Raw genomic sequence first — 15576 nt, 5'->3', positions numbered from 1 at the left:
CCCATGAAAATTCAGTCTGTCCAGTTCAAGCACATCACCCACTTTACCGACCTTCAGCTACAACTGCATCCGCAGCAACAGCCTGTGGCCTTAATTCTGGGCAATCAGAGTTCCGGTAAAACCTCGCTACTGCGCTTCACCTATCAGGCACTGACCTGGTTTGCTGCCCGTTATAAAGATTTACGCACCTCGGGACTGGTCATGCTTGATCAGGACATTATGCACACCCGGCTACAGTCCAAAATTGATCTGTGCGTGTGTTTTCCCAAAGACATTGGCAGCCTGCCGGAAAGCAGCGATGCCCAGCAGCAGGACCGTCAGTGCTGCGACTGGCAGCTGTACAAAACCCTGAACAGCAACGGCGTCGGGGTCAGCAAGGCTGAAACCCAGAAACTAGAAAAAATGGTCAGCCTGTACCAGCAGGCGGTAAAACAGGACCCGCTACAAGGCCTGCCATTAATTGCCTATTATCCGGCCGAACGTTTTGTCAATGAAGTCAATCTGCTGAGTAAAAACAATCCGCTGATTTTTCAGGCTGCACATGCCTATGAAATTTCTGCTATCCCCTTCACCACCTTTACACGTTTTTTTGAGTGGTTCCGGGAAATTTCCGATATTGAAAATGCTCAGAGCGCCGAACTGATTGAACAGTTATTACATCCGCAGCATCCCGACGCAGAACCTCCACGGCGTGACAAACTGATGCAGGCACATGCCCAGATGCACGCGCCAAGTCTGCAGGCCCTGCGCGATGCACTACAAATTGTGCTGCCAGAACTGAGCCAGATTTATCTGCAATATCATCCAAAACTGCAATTAATGGTCACCTATCAGGGCAAAACCCAGCTCTATCAGCAGCTGTCCAACAGTATCCGCAACTGGATTGCACTGGTCGGCGATATTGTGCGGCGTTTATGTCTGCTGAATCCTTATAGTCTGTATCCAACTCTAGAAGGCGACGGCATTCTGCTGATTGATCAGGTCGATCATCAGCTCGATCAGGATATGGCCTCGGTAATTCTGGCGCGTTTGCATCAGGCTTTTCCGGCACTGCAGATTATTGCCACCGGTAACCGCACGGCACTCTTGGAAAATGCCGAAGACTATCAATGTTTAAGGCTGGATCAGCAGCAATTGCATCCAATTCATCTGCAACCGGTGCAGGAACAGCTGGACGCTATTTATGCCCAGTTTATGCAGACTGAAGTCAGCAGCAGCGATGAAAGCCTGAGTGAAGCGGTACAGGAGCCCACCAGCGTAGATGACATCTATCAGCAGATTCAGCAGCAACTGAGTGCCGAACAGCAGGAAGCCTTGCTGAAACGGCTGCAAAATGATGATGACACCTCGACCCCGCATCCGTTGCCTTAAATACGGCTTTGAATAGAGGGGAATATCGGAAAATCAGCCGAAAAAATCCGGTCTGATCTAACAATTTCATCCTGAAAAAAGTTCGGCGGCGTATAATGTCTGCCGTGTGCGCAAAAACAAATTGATGTTGTTTTATTCATGTAATAAAATCAATCAGATTTATATTTTTATAGTAAAATCCGATTTTCTATAAGTTTCTCAAGTTGCGCAACACAACTTGTTTATTTAGACATAATTCTATTTTTCGGCTTTCAAGATTGAGTATTTTGGACTGCTCCTTGCATTCCTGTAATCCTTGAAAGATAAGATTCACCCTTAGGTTTTGAACCTATCAAGACAATGGATACGAGTGTGCTATCGATTATTATATTGCTACCGCTGGTACTTGGCACAACCCTTGTCTCGTGGCTGAAGCAATTCTCGCGCGGGGTAACGGCTTTAGGGGCGATAGGAGTCAGTTTAAGCAGTCTGATCCTGTTACTGACTCAAGCAAAGGATGTCTTTAATGGCGCCACCATCATTCAGTCATGGTCGTGGCTACCCCAGTTAGGGATTGATTTAAGCTTTCGCCTGGATGCTTTAGGTTTATTATTTTCTTTGCTGATTACCGGTATCGGTACCCTCATCTTTATTTATGCTTATTATTATTTAAGCCCCAAAAACTCCCTCAGCAAACTGTATCTCCTGCTCATGCTGTTTATGGCAGCCATGCTCGGGATTTCATTGTCGAATAACCTGATTATCCTGCTGGTGTTCTGGGAACTGACCAGTATTTCCTCGTTCCTGCTGGTCGGTTACTGGAGCAATTACGAAGCGGCTCAACGCGGCTCACGTATGGCCCTAACCATTACCGGCATGGGTGGCTTGGCTATGCTCGGTGGTTTTGTCCTGCTCGGACAGATCACCGGCACCTATGAGCTAGACCAGATTCTGACCATGACCGATCAGATTCAAAGCCATGTGCTGTTTGTACCCAGTTTATTGCTGATTTTACTCGGCGCCTTTACCAAAAGTGCCCAGTTCCCGTTCCATTTCTGGTTGCCGAATGCCATGGCGGCACCAACGCCAGTCTCGGCCTATCTGCACTCCGCGACCATGGTGAAAGCCGGAATTTTCCTGCTGGCGCGTCTGCTGCCAATTTTTGCCGGCGCGGCGCTGTACCATAATCTGGTCACCTTTGTTGGTCTGTTTACCCTGTGTATCGCGGCTTTCTTTGCCATTTTCAAAGAAGATCTGAAAGGTCTGCTGGCCTATTCCACCATCAGCCATTTGGGCCTGATTGTCTGCCTGCTCGGGATTGGTTCTCCGCTGGCCGTGGCTGCAGCCATTTTCCATATTATTAACCACGCCACCTTTAAAGCGGCGCTGTTCATGATTGCCGGGATTATTGACCATGAATCCGGCACCCGTGATTTACGCAAACTGAGTGGCTTATGGCAGCTGTTACCGTTTACCGGTACGCTGACCATGATTACGGCTGCGTCGATGGCAGGTGTGCCGCTGTTCAACGGCTTCCTGTCCAAAGAAATGTTCTTTACCGAACTGCTGGCCAATTTAAGCGGACCGGTGGTGGTGATCTCGGCAATTGTGGCGACACTGGCCGGTATTTTTGCCGTGGCCTATTCGGTGCGCTTAGTGCATGGCGTGTTCTTCGATGGCCCGATTGGCAAAGACGTACCCAATAAAGATGCACATGAACCGCCAATGGGCATGCGCGCACCGGCCCTGATTCTGGCGATTTTATGTATTGCTGTCGGCCTGTTCCCTGCCCTGCTGGTTGAGCATCTGGTCAATAGCACCACCCGTGCCAGTACCCAGCTGATGAATTTTGAAGGCACCCATCTGGCCATCTGGCACGGCTTGAACCTGCCATTGCTAATGAGTGTGATTGCGCTGGTGGGCGGTCTGGTGATGTATTTTGCCCTGGCCAAAGGCGGCCGTATCCGCGAGATTGATCTCGATCCGGCATTGGGGCGCTTACAGGGACGGGTGTTATTTGACCTGTTCTTAAAAGGCCTATTGCTGAACTCGCGCCGCTTTAAACGCCTGACCGAAAACGGCTCCCTACAAAGTTATCTGTTCTGGATTCTGGTGTTTACTATTGCATTAGTTTCTGTGCCGCTGCTGAATCAGGGGATTGGTACCGGTACGCGTGAGCTGACCCAGGCACCTGCGATTGCCATTGTCTTGTGGCTATTATTATTCAGTGCCTGCTGGATGATGCTGTGGTTCCATCATGAACGGATTAAAGCCGTATTAATCAGTGGTGCTGTCGGTCTGGTGGTAACCATGATCTTTGTAACCCTGTCGGCTCCGGATCTGGCCCAAACCCAGATTACCGTCGATGTGGTGACCACCGTGCTGTTACTGATGAGCCTGTCACTGCTGCCACAATTAACCCCGTATGAATCAAGCAGCACCCGCCGCTGGCGCGATGCCGGGATTGCAATTCTGGCCGGTGCTGGTATTAGCTGGCTGGCTTGGTTAATCATGACCCGTGATCACAACTCGATTTCATGGTTCTTTAATCAGCAGTCAATTCCACTGGGCGGCGGTACCAACGTGGTCAACGTGATTCTGGTCGACTTCCGTGGTTTCGATACCTTCGGCGAAATTACCGTACTCGGTATTGCTGCCATTGGCGCCCTCTGCCTGATGGATGGGATGCGTGCCCACGGCACCACCATGACGCAGGGCCTAACCTATCGTTTTAACCCATCTCCACTGATGCTGCGCATGACCGCTTCCTGGATTTTACCGGTGGCCTTAGTGGTCAGCCTGTATATTTTCCTGCGCGGGCACAATCTGCCAGGCGGTGGCTTTATTGCCGGACTGGTCACATCAATGGCACTGATCATTCAGTACATTGCCATTGGTCAGGACCAAACCGAGCAAATGCTGAAAGCCAAATCCGGACGTTTATATGAAATCTGGATTGGTTCCGGTCTGACCATTGCCGGCCTGACCGGGATTGCAGCCTGGTTCTGGGGCCGTCCATTCCTGACCAGTGCACATATTTATGTCAATCCGCCGGTGATTGGTGAACTGCATTTGGCTTCAGCGGCACTGTTTGATGTTGGAGTTTACGTTACCGTTGTCGGGGCAACCATGTTGCTGATTTCCGTGCTGGGCGACTCGCGTCACTCCAGTATGTCTGGTCCAATTCCTCGGGGGTAAGCATGATTAGTATCGAATTTTTAGTCGCAACCTCTGTAGGTTTACTGGTCGCCACCGGCGTGTACCTGATCTTAAGGGCACGTACCTTTCCGGTGGTACTGGGCCTGGCCATGATTGGTTATGCAGTCAATATTTTCCTGTTCGCCATGGGCCGGATTCAGCTGAATGCACCGGCCATTTTAACCACGGCAGCACAATCCACCGACCCTTTACCGCAAGCACTGGTGCTGACTGCTATTGTAATTGGCTTTGCCACCACCGCCTTTGTGGTGCAACTGGCCTTACGCAGCCGTTATGAATCGGGAACCGACCATGTGGATGCCAAAGATGATCCTGCTTTACTTGACCCACGTGAGGATGAGCCATAATGCATGACTTTATCCAATTCTGGGCGCAACACACTCCTATTCTCAGCATCCTGCTGCCGGCTTTTACCGGTTTTATTCTAGTGCTGCTGGGCAACCCGGGTTCGGGTTCGCTGTCGTATGACTGGCGCCAGCCGTGGCGTCGTGGCATCAGCCTGATTTCCACTATTCTCGGACTGGGCTTGGCGATCAGCTATCTGATGCTGGCCAAAACCGGCCAGATTACTGTCTACAACCTGTCAGAATGGTCGGCTCCATTCGGGATTGTACTGGTGCTGGATCAGCTGTCTGCACTAATGTTGGTACTGACCTACGGTCTGGCCTTGCCAGTGCTATGGTTCGCCTGCCAGCAATGGGATGAACGTGGCCGCTACTTCCATGCCATGTTCCATTTTCTGATGATGGGCTTGTGCGGGGCTTTCCTCACCGGCGATTTATTTAACCTGTTCGTGTTCTTTGAAGTGCTGCTACTGGCTTCATATGTACTCTTGCTGCACAGTCAGGGCAAACCGCGCTTTCAGCTTGGGATGCATTATGTCACCATCAACCTGCTGGCTTCAGCACTGTTCCTGATTGGTCTGGGCATGATTTACGGCAGTGTTGGCAGCCTTAACATGGCCGATGTGGCGCGTTTAATACCGACGCTGGCAGAAGATCAGCATCGTCTGGCGGTAGTCGGCGGCTTGATCCTGTTTATTGTGTTCGGGATTAAAGCGGCGATGCTGCCGGTCGGCTTCTGGTTACCGAAAACCTATGCCGTAGCGGCAACGCCTGTGGCGGCGATTTTTACCATTATGACCAAGGTCGGGATTTATGCGATTTTAAGGGTCAATGGGACGGTCTTTGATGATGAACTGAGCCAGAAAATTCTCAGCAACTGGTTATTGCCAATTGGCCTGATTACCTCACTGTATGGCGTCATCGGTGCAATTGGGGCAGAACGCTTACGCCGTTTTGTCGGTTTTATGATGCTGTCGTCGATTGGCACCATCCTGATTGCGATTGCCCTGTTTAGCACCCAGGCCTGGACGGCAGCGCTGTATTACTTGGTACACAGTACCTTAATTGCCGCGGCCTTCTATCTGTTCTGCGGCTGGGTCACGGCGCAGCGCGGTGAATTTAAGGATCACTTTAATATCGCCCCGCAAATGAAACAGCATAAAGTGATGTCAATTACCTATCTGCTGATTGCACTGATGATTGCCGGCCTGCCGCCTTTTAGTGGCTTCCTCGGTAAAGTATTCTTGTTACAGGCCACGGCTGATGCGCCTTATCAGGGCATTATTATTGCCGTGGTGCTGCTAGTTGGTTTACTCAGTATTCTGGCCCTGACCCGGGTTGGCTTTATCCTGTTCTGGCGCGCATCGCGTCCGGAAGATGATCCGGACAATGAGGCCTATCACAGCTACCAGGCCCTGCCAGCCAAGGCCCCGAAAGGCAATGATAAGGCCATTTACCTGTTATTGGCAGCACTGGTGGCTTATGTGGTTTTTGCTAATCCAATCCAGCGTTATGCCTTTAGCACGGCCCAGCAAATGCAGAACAACCGTCTGTATGAAATGGCGGTGTTAAAGCAGGATGAAACCGGCCAGGTGATTAGCGTCCAGCCTTATGATCCAAACTATTTGCCAGAAACCAAATACAGTGGTGAAAAACCGGACCCGAATGCCAAGCTGATTCCGTATATAATCAGTCCAAATACACTGGAAGGTGAGCATATTTCGGACTATAAACAACGTCAGATCAATCAGCAGATTGAGCAGGACGCCGCCAGCGACGACCTGCCACAACTTAAACCTATGGAGCCATAACTATGCAAAAGACATCGTTTTGGGATATCTGGCTGCCACATCCCTTTGTTTCGGTGATTGTGGCCATTAGCTGGTTGTTACTGGCACATAGTGTTTCTGCCGGCAATCTGCTGATGGCATTGATCCTGAGTATCCTGATTCCACTGATGGTCAAACCGTTTATTGCCCGCACCCCGAATATCCACTGGGTGCCAGCCTTTAAACTGTTCTGGGTGGTGGTCTGGGATATTATCCTGTCCAATATCCGCGTCGCCAAACAGGTGCTGGGACCCACCGATGCGCTGCATCCGAAATGGTTCCGTGTACCGCTGGAGACCGAGCATGAACAGGTCAACACCTTGCTGGCGATGATCATTACCACCACGCCAGGGACGGTCACGGCCGGTATTGACCAGGACCGCGGCGATATTCTGGTGCATGCCTTAAGTACCGATGACGAAGAAGCTGAAATTGCCCTGATCAAGAGCCGTTATGAACAGCCGCTGATTGAAATCTTTAACGTCAAGACAGGAGCGGCCTCATGATGATATTGCCTTATGCGCTTGGCATCTGCCTGATTGCCATTGCCGGCTCGATGTTTATGTGCCTGATTCGCCTGATTATGGGACCGTCAATTGTGGATCGTCTGCTGGCGCTGGATACCCTGTTTTTAAATGCGACCTGTCTGATTGTGGTGCTGGGCATTTACTGGACCAGTACTTCACTGTTTGAAGGTGCGTTACTGGTGGCGATGCTAGGCTTTGTTTCAACCGCTGCCCTGGCCCGTTACTTCACCTCTGGCCACGTGATTGATTAGGAGAACAGCATGCAACTGATGATGGAAATCCTGGTCTCAATTTTCCTGTTAATCGGCACCTTCTTTATGCTGGTCGGCGGAATTGGCATGATTCGTCTGCCGGACCTGTTTATGCGCCTGCATGCCCCGACCAAGTCCAGTACCTTAGGTCTGGGCAGCTTCCTGATTGCTGCCATTATTTATTCAGCTTATCTGGGTCGCTTCGGGTTTGCAGAAGTGCTGATTACCCTGTTTGCCTTTATTACCGCACCGGTATCGGCCAACCTGATGGCACAGGCAGCCCTGCATTTACGTCTGCGCTCGATGAGTGGTGAAGTCCCAGAAACCCTGGAACGTCCGCTACCATGGCAGCGCAGCCGTCGCCGTGCCTTTACAGATCGTGAACCGCTGGGCAGAATCAAACCCTCTAAAGACGAATAAGTCTTCGCGTCATCTTCTAAAAAACCTGACCCGGATTGTTCCTGGTCAGGTTTTTTATGTGCTGTCTCAACCGCCCTGCCCTTGCCTGATTGCAATCTTAAAGCGCTTGTTTCTGCTGGAAGATAAGCAAGTTAAGCAATTCCGGATGACATAAAAAAAGCCACCCGAAGGTGGCTTTTTTGCATAGACCTGCTGGCCTACTTATTCTTCATCTTTTTTTGCATCGGCAGCTGGTAAATCTTTTACTGCTTCTGCAATCAGACCAAACATATAGTTACCGTAGGCATTGGTTTTGTCGTAATGGAAACGCAAACGCGGCGTAATCCGGGTCTTGATCCGACGGCTCAGCTCATGGCGCAGGAAACCGGAGGCTTTGTTAAGCACATCCAGGGTTTCCTTGTTTGCCGCTTCACTTTGCTCATCGCCAAGTTCACGACCCATTACGGTCACATACACTTCGGCATAGCCTAAATCTGGGCTGACTTTCACCGCCGAGATGGTCACCAGACCACCCAGACGTGGATCTTTCAGCTCCTGGCGGATCAGGTCGGACAACTCGCGTTGTACCGTATCTGCCATTCGCTTAAGACGCTGACTACCCGCCATTAAAGACTCCGTTTAATTAGTTGGACATCGTACACTTCAATCTTGTCTTGTACTTTGATGTCTTTATAGCCTTTGACTGCAAGACCACATTCCATACCAGCACGGACTTCTTCCACCACGTCTTTATAACGACGCAGAGATTCAAGTTCGCCCTGGAACACCACCACATCATCACGTAATACGCGAATCGGCTTGTTACGGTGTAAAGTACCTTCCAGTACCATACAGCCTGCTGCTGCACCGAACTTGCTTGAGTGGAATACTTCACGGACTTCCGCCACACCCAGAATCGTTTCACGGTGTTCTGGTGCCAGCTTGCCGCTCATCGCATCTTTCACGTCATCAATCAATTGATAGATGATCGAGTAGTAACGGATGTCGATACCGTCAGCATCGGCTTTTTGACGTGCAGTATTGTCGGCACGAACGTTAAAGCCCAGCAGTACCGCTTCTGAAGATTCAGCCAGCGTTACGTCAGATTCAGTGATCGCACCGACACCTGAACCAATCACACGGACTTTCACTTCATCCGTTGAAAGCTCGGCCAGTGCCACGTGTAATGCTTCCAGCGTACCACGTACGTCAGTTTTCAGTACCACATTCACAATCGGCACATCTTTCTTGCCCATAGACGCCATGATGTTCTCAAGACGCATTGCAGACTGACGCTCAAGACGTTTCTGACGTTCACGATCCATACGCGCATCAGCAACTTCACGCGCTTTCTTCTCGTCATTGACCACCAGTACTTCATCACCCGCCATTGGCGCTTCTGGCAGACCCAGAATTTCCACTGGAATTGATGGACCAGCAGACTTGATGCGTTTACCGTTTTCATCGGTCATGGCACGTACACGGCCATAAGATGAACCGGCAAGTACCAAGTCACCCACTTTCAGGGTACCGTTTTGAACCAGAATCGAGGTCACTGCACCACGGCCTTTATCAACACGTGCTTCAATCACCACACCTTGTGCTGCACCTTCTTCAGAGGCTTTCAATTCCATCATTTCTGCTTGAATTGAAATCAGGTCAAGTAATTCGTCAATGCCGGCACCGGTATGCGCGGAAACTTTGGCGACTGGAACATCACCGCCCCATTCTTCAGGCACGATTTCCTTGGTGGTTAATTCGTTCAGTACGCGGTCTGGATCAGCTGAATCTTTGTCCATCTTGTTGATGGCAACAATGATTGGCGTACCCGCTGCACGCGCATGGTCAATCGCTTCTGCAGTTTGTGGCATCACGCCATCATCTGCTGCAACCACCAACACCACGATATCAGTCGCTTTGGCACCACGTGAACGCATCGCGGTAAACGCGGCGTGACCCGGAGTATCTAGGAAGGTGATGATACCTTTGTCTGTTGTCACATGGTAAGCACCGATATGCTGGGTAATACCACCGGCTTCGCCTTGTGCCACTTTAGCACGGCGGATACGGTCAAGAAGCGAGGTTTTACCATGGTCAACGTGACCCATGATGGTAACAACAGGTGGACGCGTAGTTTGCTCACCACGTGCTTCTTCAGCCGCTTCCAGCAGGTTGTCTTCTGCCGCAGTTTCAGACACCAGCACCGGATTGTGGCCCATTTCTTCAACCACAAGCACCGCAGTATCCTGATCAATGGCCTGGTTTTGTGTGACCAGCTCACCCATCTTCATCAGGGTCTTGATTACTTCACGTACTTTAATTGCCATTTTCGCAGCCAAGTCAGCCACAATAATGGTTTCACCAATTTCTACATCATAAACCTGTTTTTTCACCGGTTTTTCAAAGCCATGCTTGTTGGCCTGACTGGTTTTTAAACCACGTTTATGCGAGTTGTCACGGAATGACTGTTCTTCACCACGACGGCCGCCTTTCTTCTGGCCACGGGTATCTTTGGTTCCGCCACCACGTTTGATTTCACGGTCTTCTTTGGCAAATGAATCTTCATACGCCTGACCCACCAGACCTGCGGCCAATGGTGAATCATCAATTACGCGAATGGTCGGTGCAGCATCATCAGATGAATACTTCGATGCCATTTTACGCATTTGCTCAAGGGTACGTTGCTGCGCTTCTTCAGCTGCCTTACGACGTGCAGCTTCTTCAGTCGCTTTCAACTGTGCTGCCTGTTCTTCACGGGCGCGTTTTTGCTCAGGCGTTTCAACCACTTTAACCTGGGCTTTCACCACTGGCTTGTTGGTTGATTTACGCTTCACCACCACAGCGGCTTTAGAAGTTTCCTGTTTGGCGGTTTCCTGTTTCGCAGCAGCACGCATTGCTTCTAAGGCCTGTTTGGCTTTAGATTCGCCTTTGCTGGCAGCTTCTGGCGCAGCTTTTGGCTTCGCCGGTTCACGGGCTTGCTGTTCAGCTGCTTTGGCTTCTGCTTCAGCCTGTGCTTTGGCCAAAGCTTCTGCTTTGATTTGCTCAGGGTCTGGCTTGACAAATGTATGCTTCTTGCGCACTTCTACATTAATTGTTTTCGCCTTACCTGACGTACTTGCCACTTTAGCAGTACTGGTAGTTTTACGTTTCAACGTGATTTGTCCTGCATTACCCGCATCTTGACCATGTACTTTTTTCAAGTGGGTCACGAGGGTATCTTGTTGTTCAGTGGAAATAATGTCGTCAGCTTTACGTTGCGGTAAACCTGCATCACGAACCTGCTCCAGGAGTTTCTCAACTGGACGTCCTACGCTGAGCGCTAACTCTTTAATCGTCTTGTCCGTCATACATTACCTCCTAGTTAAACCATGATTCGCGTGCTTTCATAATGAGTTGACCCGCTTTGTCAGCACCTAGACCTTCAATATCTGCGATATCGTCGGTGGCCTGGTCTGCCAAGTCATCAACGGTCACTACACCACGAGCAGCAAGCGCATAGGCGATCTCTTGTGTCATCCCTTCCATTGCCAGAAGTTCGTCACTCGGATCCTGAATATTTTCTTGCTGTTTTAACGCATCTGCCAAAGCCACTTCTTTGGCACGACTTTGCAATAATTCAACCAGCTCGGCATCAAGCTCAATTTCATCAAATGTTTCTGCTGGTACATAGGCAATCTCTTCCAGTGAAGTGAAGCCCATTTCAACCAGTGCCATCGCCAGGTCTTCTGCAATGTCCAAACGCGATACAAACATATCCAGATATTGCTGCGCTTCATTTTGCTGACGCGCGTAATATTCTTCTTCTAGCATCATGTCCAGTTTATAACCGGTCAGTTCAGATGCTAGACGTACGTTTTGACCTTGTGAACCAATGGCACGGGCCAATTGATCGCTGGTGGCAAAAATAATGTCGGCAGTACGTGCATCTTCATCAATCACGATACTCGATACATCAGCCGGCTCTAATGCGCTGGCAATGTACTGTGCCGGATCATCTGACCACACCACCACATCAATACGCTCACCATTAAGCTCCTGCTGGACTGCCTGGATACGCGTACCACGCATACCAATACATGCACCAACCGGATCAATACGATGATCGTTGGTTTTCACTGCAATCTTAGCACGAACGCCTGGTTGACGCGCAGCCGCCTTGATTTCAATGATTTCTTCAGAAATTTCAGGAATTTCTTTTTTCATTAACGCCATCAGCATTTCAGGTTTCGCACGTGACAATAGTAATTGCGCACCACGACCTTCACGGTTGACGTTAAATAAAATGGCATTCACGCGCTGTTTTGGACGCAGAATTTCCTTTGGAATCATTTCTTCACGTGCCAGATACGCTTCGGCATTGTCACCTAAATCAATGATAAAGCCATCTTTGGTCTGCTTTTTCACTTCACCGTAAATCAGCTCGCCCACTTTGGCTTCATAAGCATCGGCAACGAGTGCACGTTCTGCTTCACGAATTTTCTGAACAATTACCTGTTTGGCAATTTGCGCCGCAATACGACCGAAATCAATTGATTCCACTTCAAGTTCGCGAATGTCACCAATTGACCACTGCGCCGGATCGACATCAGAAATCGCATCCTGACATGCTGGCATTTCATGATCTTCATCCGCCACCACTTCCCATTGACGGAAAGTACGGTAGTCACCTGTTTTACGGTCGATTTCTACACGTAAACGTGCTTCTTCCGCATTTGTGCCTTCGTAAAATTTCTTTTTCGTCGCAGCAACAAGAGCCTGCTCTAGCGCCTCAAAGATTGCTTCACGACTTACACCTTTTTCGTTACTAACCGTTTCAACGACGGTAAGAATTTCGCGTGCCATAAGTCACCTATTTTAGATTCTTATTTATTGAATTAATCTTGATAAACCAGATTGGCCTTATCGATATTGTGGCTGTCAATTTCCAGCACTTGCTGTTTTTCAACTTCAACCTGAATGGTTTCATTTTCAAGGTCAACTGCCACCAGTTTCGCCTGGAATTTACGACGGTTTTCTACCGCGCTAATCAAACGCAAGGCAATGGTCTGGCCAATATAGGCAGGAAGCTGTTCCAGCTGGAAAAACGGACGATCCCAACCTGGTGAAGACACTTCGAGTGCATATTCACCTGAGATCGGATCATGAACGTCCAAAATGGCGCCCACTTGCTGAGTCACGCGCACACAATCCTGTACGCCTACACCACGACCCTGCTCGAGTTCACCGTCTTCATTCAGGACCGGTGCGGCATTTTCATCAACCGCTTTGTCGATATAAATACGCAATAGTGAGCGTTTACCTTGTGGCAGGAATTCAATTCCCCACAAATCTACATCACAGGCTGCAACTGCGGGTGCAATCAAGTCCTGGAGTGCCTGGGTTTTATTTGATAGCTTCATTTACTCTCGTCATATGGGTGCGATTCAATGGCCTGATCTGACCACTACAGTCTCATTCAAGCTATAGTAGTAGTGAAACATGACACTTGAGTTTATGCCGTATCCGGCTCATATCGACACTACACGATAGCCAATAAAAAAGGGCGTAAATCGCCCCTATTATTACACAGAAAAACCAATGTCCACTGTGCAAAAAGGCCCACCTTGTTGTGAGCCTCTTAAGAAACTTGGTAGCGGGAGCTGGATTTGAACCAACGACCTTCGGGTTATGAGCCCGACGAGCTACCAGACTGCTCCATCCCGCATCAACGTGCAAAAATTATATACAAAATATGCACAATTTTCAATGAAAATCGTATGTCCTGTATATGGCGTTATTTATCGCTGAAGAATGAGTAACAAGCGTCAGATTCAACCAACATGGAAATATATTACTCAACCATTAAAAATGGTAGCGGGAGCTGGATTTGAACCAACGACCTTCGGGTTATGAGCCCGACGAGCTACCAGACTGCTCCATCCCGCATCAGCGTACAAATAACTCTTCTCAGCTCAAGAAACTTAAGCCGCCTTTTAAAGTTTGCATCTTTAAAAAGGATTGATTGGTAGCGGGAGCTGGATTTGAACCAACGACCTTCGGGTTATGAGCCCGACGAGCTACCAGACTGCTCCATCCCGCATCAACAGAAGTTTTGCTGCATACACCAAACTTATGTTCTGGATTATAAGTTTGGTGCGGAAGGGGGGACTTGAACCCCCACGCCCGAAAGCACTACCACCTCAAGGTAGCGTGTCTACCAATTCCACCACCACCGCAGCTGTGACGCATTCTAGTCGCATCACCGCGAAAAATAAAGGCCTAATTGCAATTATTCGCCAGTTTGAGGTGTAGTTGGTGAAGAATCAGGCAATGTTGCCGGCGCGGTTGTGGTCGCCGGAATTGATTTTAAACTGTAGGCATCGGTGGTTTGCTGTTTGGCAAATACCGCCAGGGTCAGACTGGTGATAAAGAACAAAGCCGTTAAAATTCCAGTCAAACGGGTCATAAAATTACCCGAACCAGAGGCACCAAATACGGTCGCCGCACCGCCGCCACCAAAAGAAGCACCAGCATCTGCCCCTTTGCCGTGCTGAACTAGAATCAGCACAATCATCAAGACGGCTAAAATAATATGTACTACCAGCACAAAAGTTTGCATGCTGAACTCCTAATTATTGTGTATTGGCAAAGGCCTGCGCAATTTGATGGAACGATGCCGCATTTAAAGAAGCACCGCCGACCAGCGCGCCATTAATATCTGGGCAGGCTGCTAACTCTACTGCATTTTCCGGCTTAACACTACCACCGTACAGAATAGCCATTTGCGGACCATAGCTGGTCAGCTGGGTCAGACCTTCACGAATTTTGGCATGCATGGCCTGTGCATCTTCAGGCGAAGCGGTTTTACCGGTACCAATCGCCCAGATTGGCTCATAGGCAATTACAATATTCTGCCACTGCTCTGCCTCAACCACTGCTGCAATGTCACAAATCTGCTGTAACACCACCTGCTCGGCCTGGCCACTTTCACGCTGCTGCAGGCTTTCACCGACACAGTAAATTACGGTCAGACCGGCTGCCAGTGCATTTTGAATTTTTGCATTTAGAATTTGCACATTTTCAGCAAAAATTTCACGGCGTTCTGAATGACCGACCAGTACAAAGCCAATCTGGCTGTCTTTTAATAGCTCGGCACTCACCTCACCAGTATAAGCACCTAAACCAGCAATACGTGAAACATCTTGTGCCACGGTATACACCGGACGTACCGCAGTTTTCAGCTGTTCCTGAACACTGCCCAATGCGATTGCAACTGGCGCAACCCCTAAATGACACTGTGCGGCATCAATGGCCTGCTGTTCTAATAATGTTTTAAATTCTGAAACCAGCTGTTGCGCTTCTGCTTGCACTGGGTTCATTTTCCAATTGCCAATCACCCAAGGCGTAATCGCCGAACCCGACATACAATACCTATTCAAATACCTATGTTTCAATCGCGCACATTCTACACGTAAATCGGTTCAGGGCAGAACAATTTGTTGCAGCATTTTTAGATCTACAGTCTAAATAAGCCCATCTGAACACCGGCTTAACAAAAAATCTTTGCCGATTAATTGCGACTGGTTCATGCTTTTAGGGGATACTTAGGTGGTGACATCATTTTCAGATATGGTATTTTTATGCAACAAAAGTATAATTTTGTGATACCAATTATAAA

The 15576-nt window shown here is 49.2% G+C and carries 13 protein-coding genes and 4 tRNA genes; 7 read left to right on the top strand and 10 right to left on the bottom strand.

Going from position 1 to position 15576, the window contains the following annotated elements; translation table 11 throughout:
* Positions 1-3 precede the first annotated feature (3 nt).
* From FTT63_RS04610 to FTT63_RS04580, 7 genes are all read left to right on the top strand, one after another.
* Complete coding sequence (locus tag FTT63_RS04610; RefSeq protein WP_127801105.1) at positions 4-1371, top strand: AAA family ATPase; 1368 nt, start codon at positions 4-6, stop codon at positions 1369-1371.
* A gap of 339 nt (positions 1372-1710) precedes the next feature.
* Positions 1711-4548, top strand: a complete 2838-nt coding sequence (locus FTT63_RS04605; RefSeq protein ID WP_104470463.1) for a monovalent cation/H+ antiporter subunit A — start codon at positions 1711-1713, stop codon at positions 4546-4548.
* A 2-nt stretch (positions 4549-4550) separates the two neighbouring features.
* Complete coding sequence (locus FTT63_RS04600) at positions 4551-4916, top strand: Na+/H+ antiporter subunit C (RefSeq protein WP_075167613.1); 366 nt, start codon at positions 4551-4553, stop codon at positions 4914-4916.
* Positions 4916-6724, top strand: coding sequence for a monovalent cation/H+ antiporter subunit D (locus FTT63_RS04595; RefSeq protein ID WP_180192020.1), 1809 nt, complete (start codon positions 4916-4918; stop codon positions 6722-6724). The genes FTT63_RS04600 and FTT63_RS04595 overlap by 1 nt, the downstream gene beginning before the upstream one ends.
* A gap of 2 nt (positions 6725-6726) precedes the next feature.
* A complete protein-coding gene (locus FTT63_RS04590; protein WP_005181800.1) occupies positions 6727-7248 on the top strand; it encodes a Na+/H+ antiporter subunit E in 522 nt (173 codons plus the stop codon).
* Complete coding sequence (locus FTT63_RS04585; RefSeq protein WP_005181799.1) at positions 7245-7520, top strand: monovalent cation/H+ antiporter subunit F; 276 nt, start codon at positions 7245-7247, stop codon at positions 7518-7520. Before FTT63_RS04590 ends, FTT63_RS04585 begins: the two co-directional genes overlap by 4 nt.
* Before the next feature lie 9 nt (positions 7521-7529).
* Entirely contained in the window at positions 7530-7940 is a 411-nt protein-coding gene (locus tag FTT63_RS04580) for a Na+/H+ antiporter subunit G (protein ID WP_016659653.1), read from the top strand.
* Between the two features lie 201 nt (positions 7941-8141).
* On the opposite strand, the gene FTT63_RS04575 is transcribed toward FTT63_RS04580, so the two are convergent.
* The 10 genes from FTT63_RS04575 to tpiA form a co-directional block, all read right to left on the bottom strand.
* On the bottom strand, positions 8142-8546 hold the full coding sequence (locus tag FTT63_RS04575; RefSeq protein WP_005181793.1) for a ribosome-binding factor A: 405 nt from the start codon (positions 8544-8546) through the stop codon (positions 8142-8144).
* Positions 8546-11266, bottom strand: a complete 2721-nt coding sequence (gene infB, locus FTT63_RS04570) for a translation initiation factor IF-2 (RefSeq protein WP_005181788.1) — start codon at positions 11264-11266, stop codon at positions 8546-8548. The genes FTT63_RS04575 and infB overlap by 1 nt, the downstream gene beginning before the upstream one ends.
* Positions 11267-11276: 10 nt before the next feature.
* The gene (nusA, locus tag FTT63_RS04565; RefSeq protein ID WP_005181786.1) at positions 11277-12761 is read right to left on the bottom strand and encodes a transcription termination factor NusA; all 1485 of its coding nucleotides are present in this window, start codon (positions 12759-12761) and stop codon (positions 11277-11279) included.
* Between the two features lie 32 nt (positions 12762-12793).
* Complete coding sequence (gene rimP / locus FTT63_RS04560; RefSeq protein WP_005181784.1) at positions 12794-13318, bottom strand: ribosome maturation factor RimP; 525 nt, start codon at positions 13316-13318, stop codon at positions 12794-12796.
* Positions 13319-13546: 228 nt separating this feature from the next.
* Positions 13547-13623: transfer RNA gene (locus tag FTT63_RS04555), tRNA-Met, on the bottom strand.
* Between the two features lie 144 nt (positions 13624-13767).
* A tRNA-Met gene (locus tag FTT63_RS04550) sits at positions 13768-13844 on the bottom strand.
* 77 nt (positions 13845-13921) lie between these two features.
* Positions 13922-13998, bottom strand: a tRNA-Met gene (locus FTT63_RS04545).
* A 51-nt stretch (positions 13999-14049) separates the two neighbouring features.
* Positions 14050-14134, bottom strand: a tRNA-Leu gene (locus FTT63_RS04540).
* A gap of 53 nt (positions 14135-14187) precedes the next feature.
* Complete coding sequence (secG, locus tag FTT63_RS04535; RefSeq protein ID WP_005181783.1) at positions 14188-14517, bottom strand: preprotein translocase subunit SecG; 330 nt, start codon at positions 14515-14517, stop codon at positions 14188-14190.
* Between the two features lie 13 nt (positions 14518-14530).
* Entirely contained in the window at positions 14531-15322 is a 792-nt protein-coding gene (gene tpiA / locus FTT63_RS04530; protein ID WP_005181780.1) for a triose-phosphate isomerase, read from the bottom strand.
* Positions 15323-15576: the final 254 nt, after the last annotated feature.

This window comes from Acinetobacter sp. C15 (genome assembly GCF_013420645.1).
In the GTDB taxonomy this organism is placed as follows: domain Bacteria; phylum Pseudomonadota; class Gammaproteobacteria; order Pseudomonadales; family Moraxellaceae; genus Acinetobacter; species Acinetobacter indicus.
Note: the sequence above shows the minus strand (reverse complement) of the source record. Positions and strands in the feature narration are given on the sequence as shown.